General features: G+C 63.7%; 21 protein-coding genes. 18 read left to right on the forward strand and 3 right to left on the reverse strand.

Annotated features, from left to right (window positions below; translation table 11 throughout):
* The first annotated feature begins 71 nt into the window (after nucleotides 1–71).
* From ftsW to ACFORG_RS17460, 17 genes are all read left to right on the forward strand, one after another.
* Nucleotides 72–1,235 (forward strand): putative lipid II flippase FtsW, encoded by a 1,164-nt coding sequence (gene ftsW, locus ACFORG_RS17380; protein WP_386736801.1) that lies wholly within the window; start codon nucleotides 72–74, stop codon nucleotides 1,233–1,235.
* A gap of 79 nt (nucleotides 1,236–1,314) precedes the next feature.
* On the forward strand, nucleotides 1,315–2,412 hold the full coding sequence (locus ACFORG_RS17385; RefSeq protein WP_386736802.1) for a UDP-N-acetylglucosamine--N-acetylmuramyl-(pentapeptide) pyrophosphoryl-undecaprenol N-acetylglucosamine transferase: 1,098 nt from the start codon (nucleotides 1,315–1,317) through the stop codon (nucleotides 2,410–2,412).
* Nucleotides 2,409–3,809, forward strand: a complete 1,401-nt coding sequence (gene murC, locus ACFORG_RS17390; RefSeq protein WP_386736803.1) for a UDP-N-acetylmuramate--L-alanine ligase — start codon at nucleotides 2,409–2,411, stop codon at nucleotides 3,807–3,809. The genes ACFORG_RS17385 and murC overlap by 4 nt, the downstream gene beginning before the upstream one ends.
* Before the next feature lie 72 nt (nucleotides 3,810–3,881).
* Complete coding sequence (locus ACFORG_RS17395; protein WP_386736804.1) at nucleotides 3,882–5,069, forward strand: APC family permease; 1,188 nt, start codon at nucleotides 3,882–3,884, stop codon at nucleotides 5,067–5,069.
* Nucleotides 5,066–5,308, forward strand: a complete 243-nt coding sequence (locus ACFORG_RS17400; RefSeq protein ID WP_386736805.1) for a DUF2484 family protein — start codon at nucleotides 5,066–5,068, stop codon at nucleotides 5,306–5,308. Before ACFORG_RS17395 ends, ACFORG_RS17400 begins: the two co-directional genes overlap by 4 nt.
* Complete coding sequence (locus ACFORG_RS17405) at nucleotides 5,305–5,568, forward strand: DUF2484 family protein (RefSeq protein WP_386736806.1); 264 nt, start codon at nucleotides 5,305–5,307, stop codon at nucleotides 5,566–5,568. The genes ACFORG_RS17400 and ACFORG_RS17405 overlap by 4 nt, the downstream gene beginning before the upstream one ends.
* The gene (locus ACFORG_RS17410; RefSeq protein WP_386736807.1) at nucleotides 5,561–5,842 is read left to right on the forward strand and encodes a hypothetical protein; all 282 of its coding nucleotides are present in this window, start codon (nucleotides 5,561–5,563) and stop codon (nucleotides 5,840–5,842) included. The genes ACFORG_RS17405 and ACFORG_RS17410 overlap by 8 nt, the downstream gene beginning before the upstream one ends.
* A gap of 64 nt (nucleotides 5,843–5,906) precedes the next feature.
* Nucleotides 5,907–6,833, forward strand: coding sequence for a UDP-N-acetylmuramate dehydrogenase (gene murB / locus ACFORG_RS17415; RefSeq protein ID WP_386736808.1), 927 nt, complete (start codon nucleotides 5,907–5,909; stop codon nucleotides 6,831–6,833).
* A gap of 118 nt (nucleotides 6,834–6,951) precedes the next feature.
* Nucleotides 6,952–7,872 carry a D-alanine--D-alanine ligase gene (locus tag ACFORG_RS17420; protein ID WP_386736809.1) on the forward strand — a complete coding sequence of 307 codons (921 nt, stop codon included), beginning with the start codon at nucleotides 6,952–6,954 and terminating at the stop codon, nucleotides 7,870–7,872.
* A complete protein-coding gene (locus ACFORG_RS17425; protein ID WP_386736810.1) occupies nucleotides 7,860–8,867 on the forward strand; it encodes a cell division protein FtsQ/DivIB in 1,008 nt (335 codons plus the stop codon). The genes ACFORG_RS17420 and ACFORG_RS17425 overlap by 13 nt, the downstream gene beginning before the upstream one ends.
* 8 nt (nucleotides 8,868–8,875) lie before the next feature.
* On the forward strand, nucleotides 8,876–10,210 hold the full coding sequence (gene ftsA, locus ACFORG_RS17430) for a cell division protein FtsA (RefSeq protein ID WP_386737046.1): 1,335 nt from the start codon (nucleotides 8,876–8,878) through the stop codon (nucleotides 10,208–10,210).
* A gap of 397 nt (nucleotides 10,211–10,607) precedes the next feature.
* Complete coding sequence (gene ftsZ, locus ACFORG_RS17435; protein WP_386736811.1) at nucleotides 10,608–12,254, forward strand: cell division protein FtsZ; 1,647 nt, start codon at nucleotides 10,608–10,610, stop codon at nucleotides 12,252–12,254.
* 212 nt (nucleotides 12,255–12,466) lie between these two features.
* Nucleotides 12,467–13,387, forward strand: a complete 921-nt coding sequence (lpxC, locus tag ACFORG_RS17440; RefSeq protein WP_386736812.1) for a UDP-3-O-acyl-N-acetylglucosamine deacetylase — start codon at nucleotides 12,467–12,469, stop codon at nucleotides 13,385–13,387.
* 201 nt (nucleotides 13,388–13,588) lie between these two features.
* Nucleotides 13,589–14,446 carry an outer membrane protein assembly factor BamD gene (locus tag ACFORG_RS17445; RefSeq protein ID WP_386736813.1) on the forward strand — a complete coding sequence of 286 codons (858 nt, stop codon included), beginning with the start codon at nucleotides 13,589–13,591 and terminating at the stop codon, nucleotides 14,444–14,446.
* Between the two features lie 21 nt (nucleotides 14,447–14,467).
* Nucleotides 14,468–16,117, forward strand: a complete 1,650-nt coding sequence (recN, locus tag ACFORG_RS17450; RefSeq protein ID WP_386736814.1) for a DNA repair protein RecN — start codon at nucleotides 14,468–14,470, stop codon at nucleotides 16,115–16,117.
* Nucleotides 16,118–16,193: 76 nt separating this feature from the next.
* A complete protein-coding gene (locus tag ACFORG_RS17455) occupies nucleotides 16,194–17,879 on the forward strand; it encodes a chloride channel protein (protein WP_386736815.1) in 1,686 nt (561 codons plus the stop codon).
* A gap of 64 nt (nucleotides 17,880–17,943) precedes the next feature.
* On the forward strand, nucleotides 17,944–18,567 hold the full coding sequence (locus ACFORG_RS17460) for an MliC family protein (protein WP_386736816.1): 624 nt from the start codon (nucleotides 17,944–17,946) through the stop codon (nucleotides 18,565–18,567).
* A gap of 13 nt (nucleotides 18,568–18,580) precedes the next feature.
* Here ACFORG_RS17460 and ACFORG_RS17465 read toward each other — a convergent pair whose 3' ends face one another.
* Both ACFORG_RS17465 and ACFORG_RS17470 read right to left on the reverse strand, forming a co-directional pair.
* Complete coding sequence (locus ACFORG_RS17465; RefSeq protein WP_386736817.1) at nucleotides 18,581–18,925, reverse strand: DUF427 domain-containing protein; 345 nt, start codon at nucleotides 18,923–18,925, stop codon at nucleotides 18,581–18,583.
* 72 nt (nucleotides 18,926–18,997) lie between these two features.
* Nucleotides 18,998–20,788 carry an aminopeptidase P family protein gene (locus ACFORG_RS17470; protein ID WP_386737047.1) on the reverse strand — a complete coding sequence of 597 codons (1,791 nt, stop codon included), beginning with the start codon at nucleotides 20,786–20,788 and terminating at the stop codon, nucleotides 18,998–19,000.
* A 126-nt stretch (nucleotides 20,789–20,914) separates the two neighbouring features.
* On the opposite strand from ACFORG_RS17470, the gene ACFORG_RS17475 reads away from it, so the two are divergent.
* Nucleotides 20,915–21,733, forward strand: coding sequence for a class I SAM-dependent methyltransferase (locus ACFORG_RS17475; RefSeq protein ID WP_386736818.1), 819 nt, complete (start codon nucleotides 20,915–20,917; stop codon nucleotides 21,731–21,733).
* A 57-nt stretch (nucleotides 21,734–21,790) separates the two neighbouring features.
* Here the strand turns inward: ACFORG_RS17475 and cobT are convergent, their stop codons facing one another.
* Nucleotides 21,791–23,677: a cobaltochelatase subunit CobT gene (gene cobT / locus ACFORG_RS17480; protein ID WP_386736819.1), complete on the reverse strand. Its 1,887-nt coding sequence runs from the start codon at nucleotides 23,675–23,677 to the stop codon at nucleotides 21,791–21,793.
* Nucleotides 23,678–23,751 lie beyond the last annotated feature (74 nt).

Below are 23,751 nucleotides of genomic sequence, written 5' to 3' on the forward strand. Positions count from 1 at the left end.
CTGTAGAGTTCCGCTCAGATCCCGAAAAAAACGGGACGCGTACGAGGCAGAACAGCGAAAGAGCAGGTCCCATGACTGAGATGGTCTATGGCGCTGTCCCCGAGCGGGGTGGCGAACCGATTCTACCCAAATGGTGGAGAACGCTCGACAAATGGACGATGAGCTGCGTGCTCATTCTGTTCGTCATAGGGTTGCTCCTGGGCTTGGCGGCGTCGGTACCGCTAGCGCAACGCAACGGGTTCGATCCATTCCACTACGTTCAGCGACAGGGCTTTTTCGGGGGAGTGGCTCTTGTGGCGATGCTGCTGACCTCGATGATGTCGCCCACATTGGTGCGGCGGCTGGCGGTTTTGGGATTCATCCTGTCCTTCGTGGCGTTGGCCCTGCTGCCGATCTTCGGAACTGATTTTGGTAAGGGCGCGGTGCGCTGGTACTCGCTGGGCTTCGCCTCTTTGCAGCCCTCGGAGTTCCTGAAACCGGGGTTCATCGTGGTTGCGGCATGGATGTTCGCGGCCAGCCAAGAGATCAATGGCCCGCCAGGGCGGTTGTGGTCATTCGCGCTGTGTATCTCGATCGTGCTGATGCTGGTGATGCAACCTGATTTCGGCCAGGCCTGCCTTGTGCTGTTTGGCTGGGGCGTCATGTATTTCGTCGCGGGCGCGCCGATGGTTTTGCTGGTGGCGATGGCCGGTGTCGTGGTTCTGGGCGGCATGGTCGCCTATTCCAGTTCCGAGCATTTCGCGCGCCGGATCGACGGGTTCCTGAACCCGGATATCGATCCGACCACGCAGCTGGGATATGCTACCAACGCGATCCAGGAGGGAGGCCTGTTCGGCGTGGGCGTTGGCGAAGGGCAGGTGAAATGGTCGCTGCCCGATGCGCATACCGATTTCATCATCGCCGTCGCGGCAGAGGAGTACGGGCTGATCCTGGTGCTGGTCATCATCGCGCTCTACGCCTCTATCGTCGTGCGCTCGCTTCTCCGCCTGATGCGCGAGCGTGACATGTTCATCCGGCTGGCGGGGACGGGTCTGGCCTGCATCTTCGGCGTGCAGGCGATGATCAATATGGGCGTGGCGGTGCGGTTGCTGCCCGCCAAGGGCATGACGTTGCCCTTTGTCTCTTACGGCGGGTCTTCGCTGATCGCGGGAGGTATCGCGGTCGGCATGCTTCTGGCCTTCACGCGCACCCGTCCTCAGGGCGAGTTGGGCGATATCCTGCGCGGACGAGGGTGAACATGGGCGATCTGCTCGCGTCCCCCTGCGTCTGCCGTCAGGGTGGCGCGCGATCAAGACCCGGATTCGGAGAGACCCCATGACGCAACCGCTCCTCCTGATGGCCGCTGGCGGCACTGGCGGACATATGTTCCCGGCCCAGGCACTGGCCGAGGCGATGCTGCGCAGGGGGTGGCGCGTGCGCCTGTCGACCGACGCACGCGGTGCCCGCTACACCGGGGGGTTTCCGCACACGACCGAGATCGTCGAGGTCCCCAGCGCGACCTTCTCGCGCGGCGGGGCGCTGGCCAAGATCGCGGCCGGGCCTCGCATCATGGCAGGCGTTGCGCGGATGGCGATGCAGATGCGGCGCGATCCTCCGGCCGCGGTGGTGGGTTTTGGCGGCTATCCGTCGATCCCGGCGCTGGGCGCCGCGACACTGCTCAAGCTGCCGCGCATGATCCATGAACAGAACGGCATTCTCGGGCGGGTCAACACGCTGTTCGCGCCGCGCGTCGATTGCGTGGCCTGCGGGACGTGGCCGACCGAGTTGCCCGAGGGCGTTGAGGGGATCCATACCGGCAATCCCGTCAGGGGCGCGGTGCTGGAGCGTGCTGGCGCAGGCTATATCACGCCGGGCGATTACCCGATGTCGATCCTTGTGATCGGCGGCAGCCAGGGTGCGCGCATCTTGTCCGACATTGTACCTTCCGCCATCGCGGCACAGCCGGTCGAGGTGCTGCGCCATCTCCGCGTCAGCCACCAGGCGCGCGAAGAGGACCTCGACCGCGTCGCCGGATTCTATGCCCAGCACGGGATCGATGCCGACGTGCAGCCCTTTTTCAAGGATGTGCCGCGCCGCATGTCCGAGGCGCAACTGGTGATCAGCAGGGCAGGCGCCTCCAGTGTGGCCGATATCTCGGTGATCGGGCGGCCCTCGATCCTGATACCCTATGCCGCGGCGACGGGCGATCACCAGACGGCAAACGCGCGGGGGCTCGTCGAGGCCGGGGCCGCGATCCGTGTTCCCGAAAGCCGGCTTGACGCCGACGCGCTTGCAGAGCAGATCTCCGCCGTCATGACCAATCCCGACGGTGCAGCGCAGATGGCGCGCGCCGCCCTTTCGGTCGGTGCACCGGACGCGACAGAGCGTCTGGCGGCGCTGGTCGAGGACCTAGCCACGAAGGAGAACCGATGATCGCCGCAACCAAACTGCCGCAGGACGTGGGGCCGATCCATTTCGTGGGGATCGGCGGCATCGGCATGTCGGGCATCGCCGAAGTGCTGTTGAATCTCGGCTACTCGGTGCAGGGATCCGACCTGAAGTCGACGCCGATCACCCAGCGCCTTGCCGAGCACGGCGCGCGCATCTTCGAAGGGCAGAGCGCGGAAAACTTGGAGGGTGCCGCAGTGGTCGTGGTCTCGACCGCCATCAAACCGGGCAATCCCGAGTTGGATGGGGCGCGTGCCCAAGGCTTGCCGGTGGTACGCCGGGCCGACATGCTGGCCGAGCTGATGCGGCTGAAGTCGAACATCGCGATTGGCGGAACGCATGGAAAGACCACCACCACCACGATGATGGCCGAGCTGATGGTCGCGGGCGGGTTCGACCCGACCGTCATCAATGGCGGCATCATCCACGCCTATGGCTCGAACGCCCGGATGGGGCAGGGTGAATGGATGGTGGTGGAGGCCGATGAAAGCGACGGGTCGTTCAACCGTCTGCCGGCAACCATTGCGATTGTCACGAATATCGACCCCGAGCATATGGAGCATTGGGGCGATTTTGACCGCTTGCGGCAGGGCTTTTACGACTTCGTGTCGAACATCCCATTTTACGGGCTGGCCGTGTGCTGCACCGACCATGCCGAGGTGCAGGCACTGGTCGGCAAGGTGACCGACCGCCGGATCCGGACCTATGGTTTCAATGCGCAGGCCGATGTGCGCGCCGTGAACCTTACTTATGACAAGGGCGTGGCGCATTTCGATATCCTGTTCCAGGACGAGGACATGACGGTCGAGGGCTGCACATTGCCCATGCCGGGCGATCACAACGTGTCGAACGCTCTCGCCGCGGCAACGGTGGCCCGGCATCTGGGCATGAAGGGGGCCGAGATCCGTGAGGCGCTTGCCGGGTTTGGTGGTGTCAATCGCCGCTTCACCAAGGTCGGCGAGGCGGGCGGCGTGACCGTGATCGACGATTACGGTCACCACCCGGTCGAGATCGCGGCCGTGCTCAAGGCCGCGCGGCAGGCCAGCGAAGGTCGTGTGATCGCGGTGCACCAGCCGCATCGCTACAGCCGGTTGTCGCATTTGTTCGATGATTTCTGTACCTGCTTCAATGAGGCCGATGTCGTCGCAATTACCGAGGTCTATGCAGCCGGAGAAGACCCCATGCCGGGCGCATCGCGCGACGACCTGGTGGCCGGGCTGATCCGCCATGGCCATCGCCATGCGCGCGCGATACTCGACGAGGATGATCTGGTACGCTTGGTGCGGGAACAATCCGGTCCCGGCGACATGGTGGTCTGCCTTGGTGCGGGCACGATCAGCGCCTGGGCGAATGCCCTGCCGGAGCGATTGACGAAGGAGTGAGCATGCCGCCGCGCCCCGTGGCCCATCACCCCGTTTCACGCAGTCTTGCACTGCGCCGCGTGGGGTGGCGTCATGGCTGACGATCTGCGCCGCCGCATCGGACCGGGCCTGCTGACCGCCTATGGCGTCGGCGTGATGGTCGGGGCTGGTATCTACGTACTGGTCGGCGCTGTGGCTGCGGATGCCGGTATCTGGGCGCCGCTCTCCTTTCTTGTCGCGGGGCTGATCGCTGCCCCGACGGCGATGTCCTATGCCGAGTTCTCGACCCGGCTGCCTGAAGCGGCGGGCGAGGCCGCTTATGTCGGGCGGGGTCTGTCGAGCAGGGCGCTGGCGTTGCTGGTCGGGCTTGCGATCACGGCTGCCGGTACGATTTCGGCCGGGGCGGTCCTGCGCGGTGGCGTGGGCTACCTGACGACCGCCGTCGAGGTTCCGTCCGTCTGGGCTATCCTGATCCTTGGCGCTGCATTGACCACTGTCGCCATCCTCGGCGTGCTTGAGAGCCTTGCGCTTGCTGCCGTCTTTACCGTGATCGAGATCGCGGGGCTTGCGCTTGTGGCCTGGGCTGGGTTCACCGCGCCTCCAAGCGTGGATTGGGCAGCACCCGCCGCGCCGCATCTGGTGGGGATCGGCCTGGGCGGTGTGCTGGCGTTTTTCGCCTTCATCGGGTTTGAAGATATCGTCAATATGGCCGAAGAGGTCGAACGCCCCGCCCGGACCCTGCCGCTGGCAATTCTTGTCTCATTGGTCATCACCACGGGGCTTTACGCGGTCGTGACCCTTGCCACGGTGCGCGCCGTGCCTTTGGCGCAGCTGTCGGGATCGGAAAGTCCGCTGGTTCTTGTCTGGCAGGGCGCGCAAGGCGGATCGGGGGAATTCCTGTCCGCAATAGCGGTGTTCGCCGCGCTGAACGGAGTGCTGGCGCAGATCGTGATGGCAAGCCGCGTGCTGTACGGTCTGGGCAAGCGCCCGGGTCCGCTGGCCATGTTCCATCGGGCGCATCCCCGGTTCGGAACGCCGGTGCGCGCCACAACTTTGATCGGATCGCTGGTGGTTCTGGCAGCACTCTTCGTGCCGCTTGCGACCTTGGCGGAAACCACCTCGGCGATCCTTTTGTCGGTCTTCGTTCTGGTCAACGCCGCGCTGGTTCTGGAGAAACGGCGCTCGCCCGAAGCGCCGTTCCGGGTTCCGATGGCGGTGCCGGTGGTGGGTCTCGTGCTGTCATTGACGGCTTTAACCGTCGCGATAGGAGGGATGGCATGACGCTATCGGTCACTTTGGCCATCATCTGGGTGCTGGCGGCGACGCTGGTGGCCTTTCTGCCAATGCGGCGGCAATACCTGCCGGGCTCCATCCTGATGCTGGCCGCGCCGGTCTTGATCGCGGCTCTGGGCTGGCAGCACGGTTGGCTGGCCGCCCTCGGCGCCTTAGCCGCGTTTCTGTCCATGTTTCGCAATCCGCTGATCTATTTCTGGCGCAAATGGCGCGGGGCGGCGAAATGAACGGCTCGCTGATCTGTGCTGCGACCTGGGCGCTGGCGGCAAACGTCCTTGCCATGATGCCAAGTCGCGATAACCACTGGACCCGGGCGTATTGGCTCATCGGGTTGGGTATTCCCATCCTTGGTTGGGTTGCGTGGCAGAACGGGCCATGGGTCGGTCTGCTGGTGTTGCTGGCGGGTATGTCGGTGCTGCGTTGGCCCGTGATCTATCTTGGCCGCCGGGCGACGCGCGCCTTTGGCGGGGGACGGAGCGATGAGTGACCAAGTGCTCTTTCTTTTCATCCCGCTGGGCCTGTTCCTGGGGGCCGGTGTTCTTGGTTGGCGGATGGCAGGGCGCGGGCAGGCGCGGGGCGCAGTGTGGATTGGTGGTTCCCTGCTGATCTTGATGGCCTCTTTCATCCTGTATGCCCAGCGGTCGGCGGATCAATGGGGCGGCATCGCAATCGTGTTCATGTCTGTCACGGGACTCGGCCCCGTGGTGTTGGGCCTGTGGTTGGGTGCCCTGGCCGGTTGGTGGCGAACGCGCGGCAAGTGAGGGCGTTGTTCCCATGGCGAGGTTCGCGTTACATGCGCGCCAACAGGCAAAGGAAGACACAATCATGATCGACAGCGACGGCATCCGTGGCAAGCTGACCGCCCAGAGGGACTTGTCCGAACTGACTTGGCTACGCGTGGGTGGGCCTGCCGACTGGCTGTTTCAGCCTGCCGATCTGGAGGACTTGCAGCAGATGCTGCGCCGGTTGCCGCAGGACGTTAGCGTCTTTCCCATGGGCGTGGGGTCCAACCTGATCGTGCGGGACGGCGGGCTGCGGGCGATGGTGATCCGGCTGGGCCGTGGGTTCAATGCCATTAAGGTTGAAGGACGGACGGTGACAGCGGGGGCGGCGGCGCTCGACGCCCATGTTGCGCGCAAGGCCGCCGATGCGGGGGTTGATCTGACCTTTCTGCGCACCATTCCGGGTTCGGTCGGCGGTGCGGTGCGGATGAACGCGGGCTGCTACGGGACCTACACGGCCGACGTGTTGCGCGGCGTGACTGTCGTTACCCGGCAGGGCGACTTGCGTCATCTGCAACCGCAGGAATTGAACCTGCGCTACCGACAATCGGACCTGCCCGTGGGTGCCGTCCTGGTCGAAGCGGTGTTCGAGGGGCCGCCGGGCGATCCGGAGGCGTTGAACGCGCGCATGGAAGAGCAACTGGCCAAGCGCGACGCAACGCAACCCACAAAGGACCGCAGCGCCGGGTCGACCTTTCGCAATCCCGCCGGGTTTTCGTCGACCGGGCGGGCCGACGACGTTCACGATCTCAAGGCGTGGAAGGTCATCGACGAGGCAGGGATGCGCGGCGCGCGGCTGGGCGGGGCGCAGATGTCGGAGAAACACTCCAACTTTCTCATCAATGCCGGTGGCGCAACCGCCGCTGATCTCGAAGGTCTGGGCGAGGCGGTGCGAAAAAAGGTTTACGAGACGAGCGGCATCACGCTAGAGTGGGAAATCATGCGGGTCGGCGATCCGCGACAAGAATGAACCCCGCATCCGTTAACCCTTTCAGGCAGTTACTCGACAGAGTTCAGGGGCGGAATCCGGGGAAAAACGAACGATAACGGACCCGCCAAAAGGGTTCGGGGACATTGAGGCGCTAATCGTGGGTCAGTCGAGCAGGACACCCCGGAAAGTGGCGGTATTGATGGGCGGACCTTCGGCCGAGCGCGAGGTGTCGCTCAGCAGCGGACGGGAATGCGCAACCGCCCTGAGGGGAGAAGGATACGAAGTGGTCGAGCTGGATGCCGGCTCTGACCTGTGCGCGCGGCTTGTCCAGACTTCGCCAGATGTCGTATTCAACGCGCTCCATGGACGGTGGGGCGAGGATGGTTGCGTTCAGGGGATGCTGGAATGGCTGCGCATCCCGTATACCCATTCCGGCGTCCTTTCCTCCGCGTTGGCCATGGACAAACAGCGCAGCAAGGAAGTCTATCGGGCCGCCGGGCTGCCGGTGGTCGAAAGCGTGATCGTCGACAAGTCCGAAGTAGAGGCGCGGCATGTTCTGACCCCGCCTTACGTGGTCAAGCCGAACAACGAAGGTTCCTCTGTCGGGATATACATCGTGCACGAGGCCGCGAACGGCCCGCCCAAACTGGGCGCCGATATGCCCGCACAGGTGATGGTCGAGCAATATGTGCCGGGGCGCGAACTTACTACGACAGTGGTTGGGGACCGCGCGGTCAGCGTGACCGACATCATCACCGATGGCTGGTACGATTACGCCGCGAAATACGCGCCCGGCGGATCGCGGCATGAAATTCCCGCGAAAGTTCCCGAGGAAATCTTCGAGCTTTGCCTCGATTATGCCTTGCGCGCGCATCGGGCGCTGGGATGTCGTGGTGTCAGCCGGACCGATTTCCGCTGGGACGAGTCCAAGGGCGCTGCCGGTTTGTTCCTGCTGGAGACGAATACGCAACCCGGGATGACCCCCACATCGCTCGTGCCAGAGCAGGCGGGCGAGTTGGGAATGAGCTTTGGTGAGCTTTGTGCTTGGATGGTGGAGGACGCCTCATGCGACAGATGAGCCGCCGCTTGCTGCCGGTCCTTTTCCGACCCAAGCCGCTGGTCGCGCAGGACGCCCGCTATGAAAGCGGCGAGACGGGCGAAGAGGTCGATCATCCCATCCGCATCGATACCGGTGGGCGATTGCGGCAAGCTGCGCGCAAGGCCGACCCGGCGCCATCGCGGCTGGCGTGGCGTATTCAGCGCCTGATGCTGACACCCGGCATCCGGCTTGGGCTGCGGTTCGGTGTACCGTTCTGCCTGACACTGGCAGTGACCAGCGCCTTTCTCGCAAATGAAGAGCGTCGCGACGCCTTGCGTGCCTTTGTCGCCGACACCCGTGCCTCGATCCAGGAGCGCCCCGAATTCATGGTCAAGCTATTGGCCATCGACGGTGCGGGCCCGAACCTGGACGCGGATATCCGCGAGGTCGTGTCTGTCGATTTCCCTATAAGCTCTTTCGAGCTGGACGTGGAGCGGATCCGCGACGTGGTGACCGGGCTCGACCCCGTCAAAACCGCAGCGGTTCGTGTCCGGCCCGGCGGCATCTTGCAGATCGACGTCGAAGAGCGGCAGCCAGTGATGTTGTGGCGCACGCGCAACGGCCTCGAGATGCTGGACGAAACCGGTGCGCATGTCGATAACCTCGCGGCGCGGGCCGATCGTCCGGACTTGCCCCTGATGGCCGGGCAGGGTGCGAACACACGCGTCGACGAGGCTTTGGCCCTGTTCCGCGCAGCCGCGCCCTTGGGCGAGAGGTTGCGCGGCATCGAGCGTATAGGCGAGCGGCGGTGGGACATTGTCCTTGATCGCGACCAACGCATTCAGCTTCCGACCACGCGACCTGTTCAGGCACTTGAGCGTGTTCTGGCCGTCAGCGAGGTTCAGGACCTGCTGGAGCGGGACGTCGCGGTGGTCGACATGCGGATTTCGAACCGGCCTACCATCCGCATGTCCGAGGCGGCAGTGACGGAATGGTGGCGCATGAAAGCAGCAGCAACAGCGGGCAGGCAGTGACGAAGATGATGACCGATCTCTACCAGTCTCAACGGGCAATGCGGCAGATGCGCCGCCAGGCGATGCAGCGTGGCGTGGTGGCCATTCTGGACGTGGGCAGCTCCAAGATCGCCTGCCTTGTGCTGCGGTTCGACGGCTCGGCGCGGCTCTCCGAGGATTCCGGGATCGGCTCGATGGCAGGGCAGACCGGGTTTCGGGTGATCGGCGCGGCGACGACACGCTCGCGCGGGGTGCAGTTCGGTGAAATCACCGCCATGCAGGAGACCGAGCGCGCGATCCGGACCGCATTGCAAGCCGCGCAGAAGATGGCGGACATTCGCGTGGACCACGTGATCGCCTGCTTTTCGGGAGCGAACCCGCGATCCTATGGCCTCGATGCCAAGGTCGATCTTGAGGCGCAGGTCGTTACCGAGGCCGAGATCGGTCGTGTGCTCAATGAATGTGAAGTGCCTGAATATGGCCCCGGACGCGAAGTGCTGCATGCGCAGCCGGTCAATTTCGCGCTCGACCATCGTTCGGGCCTGATCGATCCGCGCGGCCAGCTTGGCCAGAGCCTGTCGGTGGACATGCACATGCTTACGGTGGACTCGGCGGCGATCCAGAACCTTGTGCACTGCATACAGCGCTGCGACCTCGAACTCGCGGGTATCGCCAACTCGGCCTATGTGTCGGGGATTTCGGCTTTGGTCGAGGACGAGCAGGAGCTGGGCGCGGCCTGCATCGACATGGGGGGCGGTACGACCTCGATCTCGATCTTCATGAAGAAGCACATGATTTATTCCGATTGCGTGCGCATGGGCGGCGATCACGTGACCGGCGACATTTCGATGGGGTTCGGTCTGCCGATGGCCACGGCTGAGCGGATCAAGACCTTTTGCGGTGGCGTGCATGCCACCGGAGCGGATGATCGGGACCATATCGACGTGGGGGGCGATACCGGCGACTGGGAACATGACCGCCGCACCATCACCCGCGCCGAGCTGATCGGCATCATGCGTCCGCGGGTCGAGGAGATCCTCGAAGAGGTAAGGGCGCGTCTCGACGCTGCCGGGTTCGACCATCTGCCCAGCCAGCAGATCGTTCTGACTGGTGGTGCAAGCCAGGTTATGGGGCTCGATGGGCTAGCCAGCCGCATCCTCGGCCAGCGCGTGCGCCTCGGACGTCCATTGCGTGTCCACGGTCTGCCACAATCGGCCACTGGAGCCGGGTTCTCGTCGGCTGTGGGCCTGAGCCTCTTTGCGGCCCATCCTCAGGACGAATGGTGGGATTTCGAGATCCCTGTTGATCGTTACCCTGCCAAGTCGCTGCGGCGCGCAGTCAGGTGGTTCAAGGACAATTGGTAAAGGCGGCCGGTTGGACGAGAGAAATGAGTGATCCGGCGGAATTCTTGGCACATGCGTTACCACAGGTGGGTGACAGGCTTGAACGATAATGCTACAGGTTGAGTGACGGCCCGAAAGAGGCCGCATCCGGGGCGAGCAGGTCCCCAACACATCAAGTTCCGTTATGCCGCGCTGGGATCGCCAAGCGCGGTCGGATCGTCTTTATGTGTTCAAATGCGCTCGTCCCCTATATCTGGCCAGCTCGGCAAAATTTCGCGGGTTTCCGCCAGAAAATTTCCATATTTTGTTGCATTTTTGCGTTTTTGGCGTGACGCGGGGCATCGGGACGCGTAGTGTTACCCACAGGATAGGCAGAAAAAGCCCCGCAAAGGCGGGCGATAGAACAGGCGGACAGAGCATGACATTAAACCTTTCGATGCCCGGTCAAGATGAGCTGAAGCCCCGGATTACCGTTTTCGGTGTGGGCGGGGCGGGCGGAAACGCCGTGAACAACATGATCGAGAAGATGCTCGACGGGGTTGACTTCGTCGTGGCCAACACCGACGCGCAGGCCTTGCAGCAGAGTCGCGCCGAGAACCGCGTCCAGTTGGGCGTCAAGGTGACCGAAGGCTTGGGCGCAGGTGCGCGGGCCAGCGTGGGCGCCGCTGCCGCCGAAGAAAGCATCGAGCAGATCGTCGATCACCTAGCCGGTGCGCATATGTGTTTCATCACTGCCGGAATGGGCGGCGGAACCGGCACCGGCGCCGCCCCGATCATTGCGCAGGCCGCGCGTGAGTTAGGCGTTCTGACGGTCGGTGTCGTGACCAAGCCGTTCCAATTCGAAGGCGCCAAACGCATGCGCCAGGCCGAAGACGGCGTCGATGCCCTGCAGAAGGTCGTCGACACGCTGATCATCATCCCGAACCAGAACCTGTTCCGCCTCGCCAACGAGAAGACGACCTTTACCGAGGCGTTCTCGATGGCCGACGACGTGTTGTACCAGGGTGTGAAGGGTGTGACCGACCTGATGGTGCGCCCGGGCCTCATCAACCTCGACTTCGCCGATGTAAGGGCCGTGATGGACGAGATGGGCAAGGCCATGATGGGAACCGGCGAGGCCGAGGGCGAAGATCGCGCCATGCAGGCCGCCGAGAAGGCCATCGCCAACCCGCTGCTCGACGAGATCAGCCTGAACGGCGCAAAGGGTGTCCTGATCAACATCACCGGCGGTCACGACCTGACACTGTTCGAACTGGACGAAGCGGCAAACGTGATCCGCGAAAAAGTCGATCCCGAAGCCAACATCATCGTCGGCTCGACGCTGGATACCGGGATGGAAGGTGCGATGCGCGTGTCCGTCGTCGCGACCGGGATCGATGCTTCCGAAAACCAGAACGACATTCCGGTGCCGCGTCGCCCGATGTCGGCCCCGCTCAAGCAGAAAGTGTCTGCCGAAGAGCCGGTCGAAGAAAAGCCCGCGCCGCTTCCACTGACCGAGCCAGCACTGGCGCCCGTCGCTGAAGCGGCCGAAGAGCCGAGCCTCTTCGAAACCATGAATGTCGAGGAAACTGCGGCGCAGGATCTCGGCGAGGACATCTTTGACGACGAACCCGAACTCCTTGACGATGACGGTTTGCCGCCGCCGGCCTACCAGCCGAAAGTAGCCGCGTTCGAGCCGCTTCAGGATTTCGCGGAAACACCAGCCGAAACCTTTGTCGCGCCGCGTGCTCCCGCACCGGGTACACCGTCGCCCGAGGCGATTCAGCGATTGCAGACCGCAGTCCGTAACGCGCCGCGTAGCCAAGGACAAAGCCAGCCAGCCGCCCCCCAGACGCCGCCCGCCCAACCGCAGGTGGGGCAGGAAAAGCCGCGATTTGGCTTCAATCGCCTCATCGACCGGATGACCGGCCATGCAGCTGACACGCCCGCACAGCCGCCGCGCCAACAACCGCAAGTGCGCCCGCAGGACAACACGGCACATGCCCAACCTCAGCATCAGGCAGAGCCGGACCCGGAGCAGGAGCGCATTGAAATCCCCGCCTTCCTGCGGCGTCAAGCCAACTGATAGCGGTCACGAAACAAGGAAAAGGGCCACCCTTTGGTGGCCTTTTTTCGTTTGAAATCAACGGTTCCAACAGGCGTAGGCACGGTTTCGCCCAACTGTTACGAACATGTTTCATTTGGTTGCAAAGTTTGAGTTGAGTGACGAGGGGGGCTCCCTTACCTGAGTGTCAACCCGGTGCTTAAGACATCGGAAACTACTGACAGAGGCTCGTCTTGCAAAGCACGCTCAAATCCCCGGTCACGTTCAAGGGCGTCGGTCTCCATAGCGGGAAACCGGCCACCATGGTTCTGCGCCCGGCGGCAGCCGGACACGGCATCTGGTTCAAGCGGACGGATATCGAGCTTGGCGACGCGCTGATCCCAGCGCTTTATGATGTTGTTGAACAAACGCCGCTTTGCACCCGCTTGGTGAACCGGGCAGGGGTCTCGGTGTCGACAGTCGAACATATAATGGCGGCCCTTGCAGGATGCGGCGTGCACAACGCATTGATCGAGATCGACGGACCCGAAGTTCCGATCATGGATGGTTCGTCGGTGGACTTCGTGCGAGGCATCATGGCGCGCGGAACCCAGCGGCAGGCCGTCCCCGTGCTGGCCTACCAGGTGCTAGAGCCGGTGACGGTCGAACGCGATGGAGCACGCGCCACCCTGCTTCCGTCCGACCGGCTGGAGATCGAGTTTCACATCGATTTCGAGGATGCGGCGATCGGCCGGCAGAGCATGTCCCTCGACATGCGCAACGGAACGTTTGCACGCGAACTCAGCGATAGCCGCACATTCTGTCGGCGTTCGGATGTCGAGGCGATGCACGCCAACGGGCTGGCCCTAGGCGGAACGCTCGAAAACGCGGTGGTTGTCGATGGTGACCAGATTCTGACGCCGGGCGGGTTGCGCCATGCAGACGAAGCGGTTCGACACAAGATGCTTGACGCCTTGGGCGACCTGAACCTCGCCGGCGGGCCGATCCTTGGCCATTACGTTGGCGACAAGGCTGGGCATTCGTTGACCAACGCGCTGCTTCGCAAGCTGTTCGACACGCCAGGTGCGGTGCGCCCGGTTTTGTGCTCGCCGGATCAGACCGCCTGCCTGCCGGGCGAGGGGCTGGTGCGCGCCGAAATTCCGCAAGTCGCCTGATTTTCCGATCTTTGATGTCTTGCCCGTCCGTGATCTGCCACGGGCGGGTTTTCGCTGTCGAAACGGCCCTGTGCAACAGGCTTGCCCGACATGCGCGCAGCAGGTGTTAAAGGCGTTTTGCCCCGGAATTTTATGTGCTAGACCGGGCCACAATCCGGGGGCAAACACACCGGACAAGGCGGACGACAAGGATTAGGCAGGATGAGCGGCATGCGTGCAGGGGCAAGATGGATCAGCGCGATTCTCCTCGTTCTTTTGCTGGCCGCCTGCAGCGGTGGCGGACCGTTCCGTCAGGCTGCCGACCGCACCCAGAACCTTGAAGGGTACACTGCCGAACAGATTTTCGAGCGCGGCGAGTACGAGCTGTCGCAGAACCGTCCGGATGACGCGGCGTGGTACTTCTCCGAAGTTGAGCGGCTTTATCCATATTCGGACTGGGCCAAGCGGGCGCTGATAATGCAGGCCTTCGCCTTTCACAGCGGCAAGGACTATCCCGAAAGCCGTTCGGCGGCGCAGCGTTTCATCGATTTCTACCCGACCGACGAGGACGCGGCCTATGCGCAATACCTCCTTGCCCTCAGCTATTACGATCAGATCGACGAGGTCGGTCGCGACCAGGGCCTGACATTCCAGGCGCTGCAGGCGCTACGCACTGTGATCGAGGTGTATCCCGACAGCGAATACGCGACCTCGGCGATCCTCAAGTTCGACCTTGCCTTCAATCACCTCGCCGCCAAAGAGATGGAGATCGGTCGTTACTACCTGCGGCGACAGCACTACTCTGCCGCGATCAACCGGTTCCGTGTCGTGGTTGAGGATTTTCAGACCACGACCCACACGGCGGAGGCGTTGCACCGCTTGGTCGAGGCCTATCTCTCGCTCGGTCTGGTGAACGAGGCACAGACAGCGGGTGCGATCCTTGGACATAACTATCGATCGTCGGAGTGGTACGAAGCCAGCTACAAGTTGTTGACGGCGCGGGGCCTTGAAGCTCGCGATCTTGGCAACAACTGGCTGAGCCAGATCTATCGCCAGTCGATCAAGGGCCAGTGGCTCTGACGGGCGGAGGTCTGCACGCGGATGCTGCGCGCGCTTGATATTCGGGACATGCTCATCATCGACCGGCTGGAGCTTGGCTTCCAGCCGGGTCTGAACGTGCTGACCGGTGAGACGGGTGCGGGCAAGTCGATCTTGCTGGACAGCCTGGGATTTGTCCTGGGCTGGCGCGGCCGGGCGGAACTGGTCCGACAGGGTGCAGAGCAGGGTGAGGTGGTGGCCGAATTCCTGTTGCCAGAGGCTCATCCCGCCCACGCGGTTCTGGCCGAGGCCGGGTTGCCGGGCGGCGCCGAGCTGATCCTCAGGCGTGTTAACACGGTGGACGGGCGCAAGACCGCCTGGGTCAATGATCGCCGCTGTTCTGGTGAGGTTCTGCGGCAACTTTCCGAGACGCTCGTCGAACTTCACGGCCAGCATGACGATCGTGGCCTTCTGAATCCGCGTGGGCACCGCCTGCTGTTGGACGCCTATGCCGACCATGACGACATGATCGCTGCCACGCGGGCGGCGTGGGGCGACATGTCCCGTGCGCGCAAGACCGTTGCCGCGACCGAGGCCGCGCTGGACGAGATCCGCGCCGAAGAGGAGTTCCTGCGCCACGCGGTGTCGGAACTGGACGCGCTTGACCCGCAACCGGGGGAGGAGGCGGAACTCGACGTTCTTCGCCGCACGATGCAGGGCGCAGAGAAGATCCGGGGCGACGTCGCGCGGGCCTTTGACCTGCTCGGCAGCGATGGGGCCGAGGGCGCGATGGGCGATGCTTTGCGGTGGCTCGAAGGTGTGGCCGACCGCGCAGGTGGGCAGTTGGAAGAGCCACTGGCCGCACTCTCGCGCGCGATGATAGAACTGGGCGAGGCACAAGGCGGGGTCGAGGCATGTCTCAACGGGCTGGAATTCGACCCGTCCGAGTTGGAACGGATCGAAGAGAGGCTTTTTGCCATCAGGGCGCTAGCGCGAAAGCACTCGGTTGCGCCGGATGATCTGGCCGGTCATGCCGACACACTCAGGACCCGGCTTGCCGCACTCGACGCGGGTGACGCCGATCTCGAGGCTCAACGGACGGCATTGAAGACGTCAGAGGCGACTTATGACGCTGCTGCTGCGGCTCTCTCGGAGGCTCGCCGGTCCAGCGCGGGCGCGCTCGACGCGGCCGTGATGGCCGAACTTGCGCCGCTGAAGATGGAGCGCGCGGTGTTCGAGACCAAAATCACTGATGCGGATGCAGGACCGGACGGACGCGATGCCGTGGCCTTTACCGTGGCGACGAACCCCGGCGCGCCTTCGGGCCCGTTGAACAAGATTGCCTCTGGCGGTGAGTTGTCTCGATTCCTGCTGGCCTTGAAGGTCTGTCTTTCCGGTGACGACAGTGGGCGCACGATGATCTTTGACGAGATTGATCGGGGCGTCGGGGGCGCAACCGCTGATGCGGTCGGCCGCCGCCTTGCTGCGCTTGCACAAGGTGGGCAGGTTCTGGTCGTCACCCATTCACCGCAGGTCGCGGCAAAGGCCGCATATCACTGGCGTGTACAGAAACAGGTGTCCGAAGGGCAGACCCTGTCGACGGTGGTGCAGCTGTCGCCCGATGAACGGGTCGACGAGATTGCCCGCATGGTATCGGGTGACACCATCACCGAGGAGGCCCGCGCCGCGGCGCGCGCACTGCTGACGGGTTAAGGCGCCAACGGCACTTTCGCCTGCCATTGCGCTGGCTTACACAAGGGGGGATATCCCGCCACAGGTGGCACGTCCCATGGCCCAGACCACCCGAGCGCTACTGCGCCAGTACCTTACCCAGACCATCGCGGCCCTGCGCGATGGTTGGCGCGTGTTGGTACACAGGGGGCCGAGCCAGATCCAGTTCTGGTTCATCGCGCTTGCCATCGGGATCGCTGCCGGACTTGCGGCGGTTCTGTTCCGCAAGGGTATCACGGCCCTGCAATCCGCTCTTTACCAGACCGAAAACGTTCAGTTCCTGCACAGTTCGGCGCAACTTCTTCCGTGGTACATGATCCTCGTCATTCCGATTGTGGGCGGGTTGGTCGTGGGGATCATCCTGCACGTGATGACCGACGACGGTCGTGTCCGGTCCGTCGCCGACGTGATCGAAGGGGCCGCGCTCACCGACGGGCGGGTCGAGACCAAGCAGGGCATCGCTTCAATGGTGGCCTCGCTTATCACGCTCAGCTCTGGCGGCTCTTCTGGCCGAGAGGGGCCGGTCGTGCACATGGCGGCCGTCATCTCCACCTGGGTTTGTGCCCGGATCAACGCCGACGGCATCACGGGTCGCGATCTATTGGGCTGCGCGGTCGCGGCGGCGGTTTCGGCCAGCTTCAACGCGCCGATCGCCGGAGCGCTCTTTGCACTCGAGGTCGTGCTGCGCCACTTTGCTGTACATGCCTTCGCGCCGATCGTCATCGCCTCGGTCGCGGGAACGGTCATCAACCGGCTGGAGTACGGCGACGTGACCGAGTTCGTGCTGAATACGCCGGGTTCGCTGCAATTCTATGTGGAGTTGCCCGCCTTTCTACTGCTCGGATTGCTCTGCGGGCTTGTCGCGCTCGCGCTTATGCAGGCGATCTTTCTGGCAGAGGATATGGGGTCGCATGTCCAGAACTGGTTGCGCCTGCCGCGCTGGCTGCGCCCGGCGATTTCCGGGGCACTTTTGGGGGGGCTGGCAATCTGGTTTCCGCATATCATCGGCGTCGGGTACGAGACCACGATCCGGGCATTGTCGGGCGACTTGCTGCTGACCTCGGCGATCCTTTTCGCGGTGATCAAGGTCGTCGCGGTCGCCATCACGATGGGTGGGCGTATGGGCGGGGGCGTGTTCTCTCCATCGCTGATGCTGGGCGCGCTGACCGGTCTGGCCTTTGGCTATGTCGCCACGAGCTTGCTGCCAGACGTTTCGGGTACGGCCACGCTCTATGCCTTTGCCGGGATGGGCGCAGTGGCCGCGGCGGTTCTTGGCGCGCCAATCTCGACCACGCTGATCGTGTTCGAACTGACGGGCGACTGGCAGATCGGGCTGGCGGTCATGGTGTCGGTTTCGATGTCCACGGCGCTCGCCTCACGCCTCGTCGACCGGTCATTCTTCCTCACGCAACTCGAGCGTCGTGGCGTTCATTTGGCTGCGGGCCCGCAGGCCTATCTGCTCGCGATGCTGCGTGCCGGTGCCGTGATGCGGCCCTTGGGCGACGCGCGTTGCATGAGCCGGGAGGAATGCGAAGCAATGATTGCCGAGGGGCTCAGCATCCCGGCCAGCGCCACGCTCGAAGCGGCGATGCCGGTGTTCGACAGGGCGGATGTCGCCTGTCTTCCAGTGGTCATCGAAGAGGAAGGGGAGACCGAAAAACCGGTCGGAGCCCTCTACCATGTGGATGCGCTCAAGGCTTATAACCGGGCGCTGGCTGCAACCGCGGCCGAGGAGCATTCGTGACACGCCTTGACCGATGATCCGGCACGCTTACCATCATCTATAGTTTCTCCATGAGGGTTTCGCGATGCTCCGCCCAGCCGTTTTTCTTACCTTGATTGCGTCTCCGGCCGTTGCGGCAGATCCGAGTTTCGACTGTTCGAAAGCCGAAAGCGGTGCCGAAAAGGCCATCTGCGCGTCGGATGCACTGGCCGAACTCGATCTCGAGGTGACGCGGCTTTACAAGCTGGCGGTTGCGACACCTGATATGGGCGATGACCGGTTGAACGAACTCAAGGCGATGCAGCGCGGCTGGATCAAGGGGCGCGATGAATGCTGGAAAAGCGACCTTGGCCTCGAGACCTGCGTCGCCAACGAATACGGGTTTCGCATCATGGATCTGCGTCAAGGATATGCCAATGCCCGCAGCGCGGATGATGACGGGATCAGCATGGGCCCAATGGTCCTGGCCTGTGACGGGCTGGACGCCATGGTGGGCATAACCTTCGTCAACGGCTCTGAGCCGCTAGCCGTGATGCGTTGGCAGGAAAACGCGATCGTCTTGCCGCGCGTGCCATCGGCGTCGGGTGCGAAATACGAAACCGACATGTGGTACGGCGGCCCCTCGTCGCTGTTCACCAAGGGCGACGAGGCGCTCTTTACCCCGCCGGGCGGGGCGGAAGTGACCTGCAAGATCGAGGAAATCGGCTAGAGCAGGAGCCGCATTACAGCTGCTCGACCTGCACGCCGTCGCGTTCGTAGAAAGCCAGGTGATCCTTGATCGCTGCGACCTGTTCCTTTGGATTCTCGTAACTCCAGACCACGTCCTGCGTTACCGAGGATTTGTTGACGATCGAGTAATAGGTCGCATCGCCCTTATGCGGGCAGTGAGAGGTCTTTTCGCTGCGATCGAGAAACGCCATGGCGACATCCTCGCGCGGGAAATAGATCACGGGGTCGTACCCGCCCTCGATGAGTTCCAGCGCACGGGTGCTTTCGCCGATGATGGCTCCGCCCGAGCGGACGACCCATTTGCCTTCCGCTTCGCGGATCGTGATGTGATCGGCCATGCCAATCTCCTTCCCTCGTTCTTTTTCGTTGGCAGCGGCGTTCTGATGGCCGCTGCATGTAACATATGCGTGTCAGATCGGCGCCGTTGCGGCATCCAACCACATCCGGGCCTCCTCGCCCAGACGGGGGGCCAGTTTATCCGCAACGTCACGGTGATACGCGTTGAGCCAGTCGCGCTCTTCGCGGCTGAGCATGTCCACGACCACGAGGCGCCGGTCGATCGGGACATAAGTCAGCGTGCGCCACTGCAACATGGCGCGCTCCGGGTCAGAAGTGCGAAGGGCAGGGGCCTGCTCCACAACAACGAGGTTCTCGAGCCTGATACCAAACGACCCCTCGCGGTAATACCCGGGTTCGTTCGACAGGATCATACCCGGTTCGAGCGGAACATGGCTGACCCGCGACAGGCGCTGTGGCCCTTCGTGAACGTTCAGGTAGGTGCCCACGCCGTGCCCGACACCATGGTTGAAGTCTTGCCCCGCCAGCCAAAGCGGCATGCGCGCTACGCATTCGATGTCGCGCCCGGCAAGGCCCACGGGCCAGCGCAGCATCGACATGGCAATCATGCCCTTGAGGACCCGCGTAAAGCACGCTTTCTCCTCATCGCCTACCGTGCCTACGGGAACGGTTCTCGTGATATCAGTCGTCCCGTCAAGGTACTGCCCGCCGGAATCGAGCACCAGCAGGTGCCCGTCTTCGAGCAAACTGTCGCTCTCCTCGGTCACGCGGTAATGCATGACGGCGCCGTTGGGGCCGGTGCCAGCGATGGTTTCAAAGCTGATATCCTGCAACGAGTTGTCCCGCCTGCGGGCGTCCTCCAACCGTGTCACCACCTGTGTTTCCGTCACCGTGCCGGGCGCCTGGGAATCCAGCCAGTACAACAGGTCAACCATGGCCACCGCGTCACGCAGGTGGGCCTCGGCCGTGCCGGCAATCTCTGCCGCGTTCTTGCGGGCCTTGGGCAGGGCGCACGGATCTGCGCCTTCGGCAAGGCGATCGGCCAATACATCTGCCACGATTTGCGGAACGCTTGCCGGATCGACGCGCACGGGACCGGTCAGCGTGTCGAGGGCGCCGAGGAAGGTTTCAGGCGGGTGCGCCACAACGCGTTCGCCCAGATGCTCGCCCAACCCGTCGATCTTGCGCGGATCCATGTAGAGATCAACCCGCCCGTCATCGTGCAGCACGGCAAAGCCCTGCGCGAGAGGGTTGCGGGGGATGTCCGCGCCACGGATGTTCAACAGCCACATGATCGAGTCGGGCATTGTGATCACGGCCGCCCGATGACCTGATTTGAGCAGCTCGGCGGCCAGACGGTCGCATTTGCTTTCGGCGCTTTCGCCCGCGAATTCCATCGGATGGGGGCGGGCCGGTTCGGCTGGCGGGGCCGGTTGATCCGTCCAGACCCGGTCAACAAGGTTCGGACTGCGCACCAGCGAGATGCCGGTGCCCTTCAGCGCTTTTTCCGCCGCACGGATTTCGCCCAGAGTGTGTAGCCACGGATCGAACCCTACGCGCCCACCCTGCGGCAGTTTCTCCTTCAGCCAGTCGGTCAGGGTGATATCGGGCCAAGGCACCGGCGTGAAGTGTTCGGCCACCTGGCGCTTGACCTGGGTGCGATAACGACCGTCGATGAAAACGCCGGCCACGTCGGGCAGTACGGCGCAGAACCCCGCCGATCCGGTGAATCCGGTTAGCCAGGAAAGACGCTCGTCGCGGGGCGCCACGTATTCGCCCTGGTGGGCATCCGCGCGCGGCACGAGAAAGCCGTCAAGGTTCTCGACCGTCATCTCCTCGCGCAGCGCGGCCAGCCGCGGCGGGCCCTGTTCGGGGCGGGCTGTGACGGCAAAGCTCTGAAACATCTTCATCTCCTTCTGGCGCGCGCAACAGAACCGCACTCGGGGGCCGGGCGCAACCCCTGTCGCCAAGGGCGACGACCGTGACGGCGTTTCGTGCTACGATGACGGCGAGCAACGGAGGGCTGCCGGATGACCGAGGATTTTGCCGCGCTTGAGAAGCGAGAATGGTCTGACCCGGACGTGGCGCAGAATTACGCCAAGGCCTTTGCGCGTGCCTCGGACATGGCGGTGCCTGTCCTTGTGCATGAATGTGGAGCGCAGACTGGCCGCAAGATACTCGACCTTTGCTGCGGGCAGGGAAACGTCACGGCGGGCTTGCTGGCCACGGGGGCGGAAGTGACCGCCTTGGATTTCTCACCCGCGATGTTGCATATGGCCCGCAAGGCAGCACCCGCAGCCCAATTCATCGAAGGCAATGCAATGGCGACCGGCCTGCCAGATGAGTCCTTCGACGGGGTCACCATCGGGTTCGGAATGCCGCACCTGCCCGACCCGCCGGCTGCGATGGCCGAGGCGGCGCGGCTGACGCAGCCGGGCGGGCGTTTTGCCTATTCCGTCTGGTCAGGGGAGGAGCCGACCAGCGCCTTGGCGATTGTTTTTGGCGCGATCGCGCAGCACGGAGATCCGTCCATCGCCCTGCCGCCCGGACCCGGGGCAACGGATTTCGCGGACCCTGACCGTGCCTTCCCGGCACTTCAGGCTGCCGGATTCGTTGAACCACGTCTGACCCGGGTCGACAGCTATTGGCAGGCAGACCGCGCCGACGCGCCATATGAGTTCTTTTTCAAAGGCACCGCCCGTGGCGGGGCGCTTCTGCGGCCGCAGCCCCCTGATCGGGCCAAGGCCATCCGCACGGCCGTTTCCGAGGCCATAATCGCCGCGCATGGATCAGGCCCGAACTGGACGATCCCCATTCCGTCAGTCGTGATTTCAGCGACCCGAACCTGATCGGCTCGGTTTTTCGTGGCGTCGCGGCACCCCTTGTTCCGAATGCGTCAGCGTGGATCAACCGGCGCGTTTGACCGACTTGATTCCCATGAGCCGGGCACGCGCACGCGGGTCGCTGTCGAAGAGCGCCGCCAGTTGCTCGGTCATCGCGCCTGCGAGCTGCTCGACATCGGTAATCGTAACCGCGCGGTCGTAGTACCGGGTCACGTCATGGCCGATGCCGATGGCAAGAAGCTCTACCTGCTTGCGCCGCTCGACCATCGCGATCACGTCGCGCAGATGCTTTTCGAGGTAATTGGCCGGATTAACGCTCAGCGTGGAATCGTCCACTGGCGCACCGTCGGAGATGACCATCAGGATCTTGCGCTGCTCGCGCCGCGCGATCATCCGGCGATGCGCCCATTCCAGCGCCTCGCCGTCGATATTTTCCTTCAGCAACCCTTCCTTCATCATCAGGCCGAGGTTGGGTCGGGCGCGGCGCCACGGGGCGTCGGCGCTCTTGTAGACGATATGCCGGAGATCGTTCAGGCGGCCGGGTTGTTGCGGGCGGCCCTCGTTCAGCCACGCTTCGCGCGCTTGGCCACCTTTCCATGCACGGGTGGTAAAGCCGAGGATCTCGACCTTCACGTCGCAGCGTTCGAGCGTACGGGCCAGAACATCCGCACAGATCGCCGCGATAGAGATCGGGCGACCCCGCATCGAACCGGAGTTGTCCAGAAGCAGCGTCACGACCGTGTCACGGAACTCCATGTCCTTTTCGACCTTGAAGGAGAGCGGCGTGGTCGGGTTGGCCACGACGCGCGCCAGCCGACCGGCGTCCAGCACGCCCTCTTCCTTGTCGAACTCCCAAGACCGGTTCTGTTGCGCCTGCAGCCGGCGCTGCAGTTTGTTGGCCAGCCGCCCGACAGCGCCCTTCAGTGGCTCGAGCTGCTGATCGAGGTAGGCGCGCAGCCGCTCCAGTTCTTGCGGTTCTGCCAGTTCCTCGGCGGCGATCTCCTCGTCATGCGTGTCGAGGAAAACCTTGTAGTTCGGATCGGCCTCGGAGGCGGGCGGCGGCGGGGGAGGCTCCAGCGGCGCTTCGCCATCCGGCATCTCGACCTCTTCGGAAACCTCATCATCGGCCATCTCGTCCATCGAGACCTGGGCCTGGCTTTCGTCCTGCTGCTGTTCCTGGCTTTGTTCCGGGTCGGCGTCGGCGTCCTGCTCGTCCTGGTCGTCCTGACCCGTGCTGTCGGGATCGGGCTCCTCGTCAGCGTCGTCCTCGGCCTCGTCCTCCTGGTCTTCGTCCAGTTGGTCCGGGTCGTCGCCTAGCTGATCGCCGTATCCCAGATCGGTGATGACCTGGCGCGCGAACTTGGCGAATTCGGTCTGGTCCGACAGGATGTCCTGCAGGTTCTCCAGCGTTCCGCCGGCCTGTTCCTCGATAAAGCCACGCCACAGATCCATCACGTTGGCAGCGCCCGGCGGCAAATCGCGACCTGTGGCCAGATGGCGGATCAGATACCCTGCCGCGACCGGCAAGGGCGCCTCCGAGGCTTCTTTGACCTGATCGTAGCCGCGCCGGATCGCTTCATGCCTGATCTTAACATCGATATTCGATGCGGTTCCCGGCATGTCGCGCGCGCCCATCGCCTCGCAACGCGCGGTTTCCATGGCTTCATAAAGGTCGCGCGCCATGTCTCCGGGGGGTGAATACCGCGCATGTACCGCGTCATCGTGATAGCGGCGGTGCAGGGCCAGCGCGTCGGCCGTGCCGCGGGCCAGCAACACCTCGTCACGTGTCATGCGGCGCGATACCTGCGGCAGGCGCATCGAGTCGCCCGAAAGCCCGGCGGGGTCGACCGTGTAGCTGACGTTCAGCTCAGAGTCTTCGGCCATCACCTTGGTGGCCTCGGCCAATGCCTTCTTGAACGGATCGGCGGGATTGTCGGAGGATTTGCTCATTGCGTCCTGCACTCGTCTGTCTTGTCTGGCAACCTAGACCTGTCGCAGGGGGATGACCAGTGGGGCGGGCCGGA

This window comes from Lutimaribacter marinistellae, from assembly GCF_042648365.1.
Lineage (GTDB): Bacteria > Pseudomonadota > Alphaproteobacteria > Rhodobacterales > Rhodobacteraceae > Lutimaribacter_A > Lutimaribacter_A marinistellae.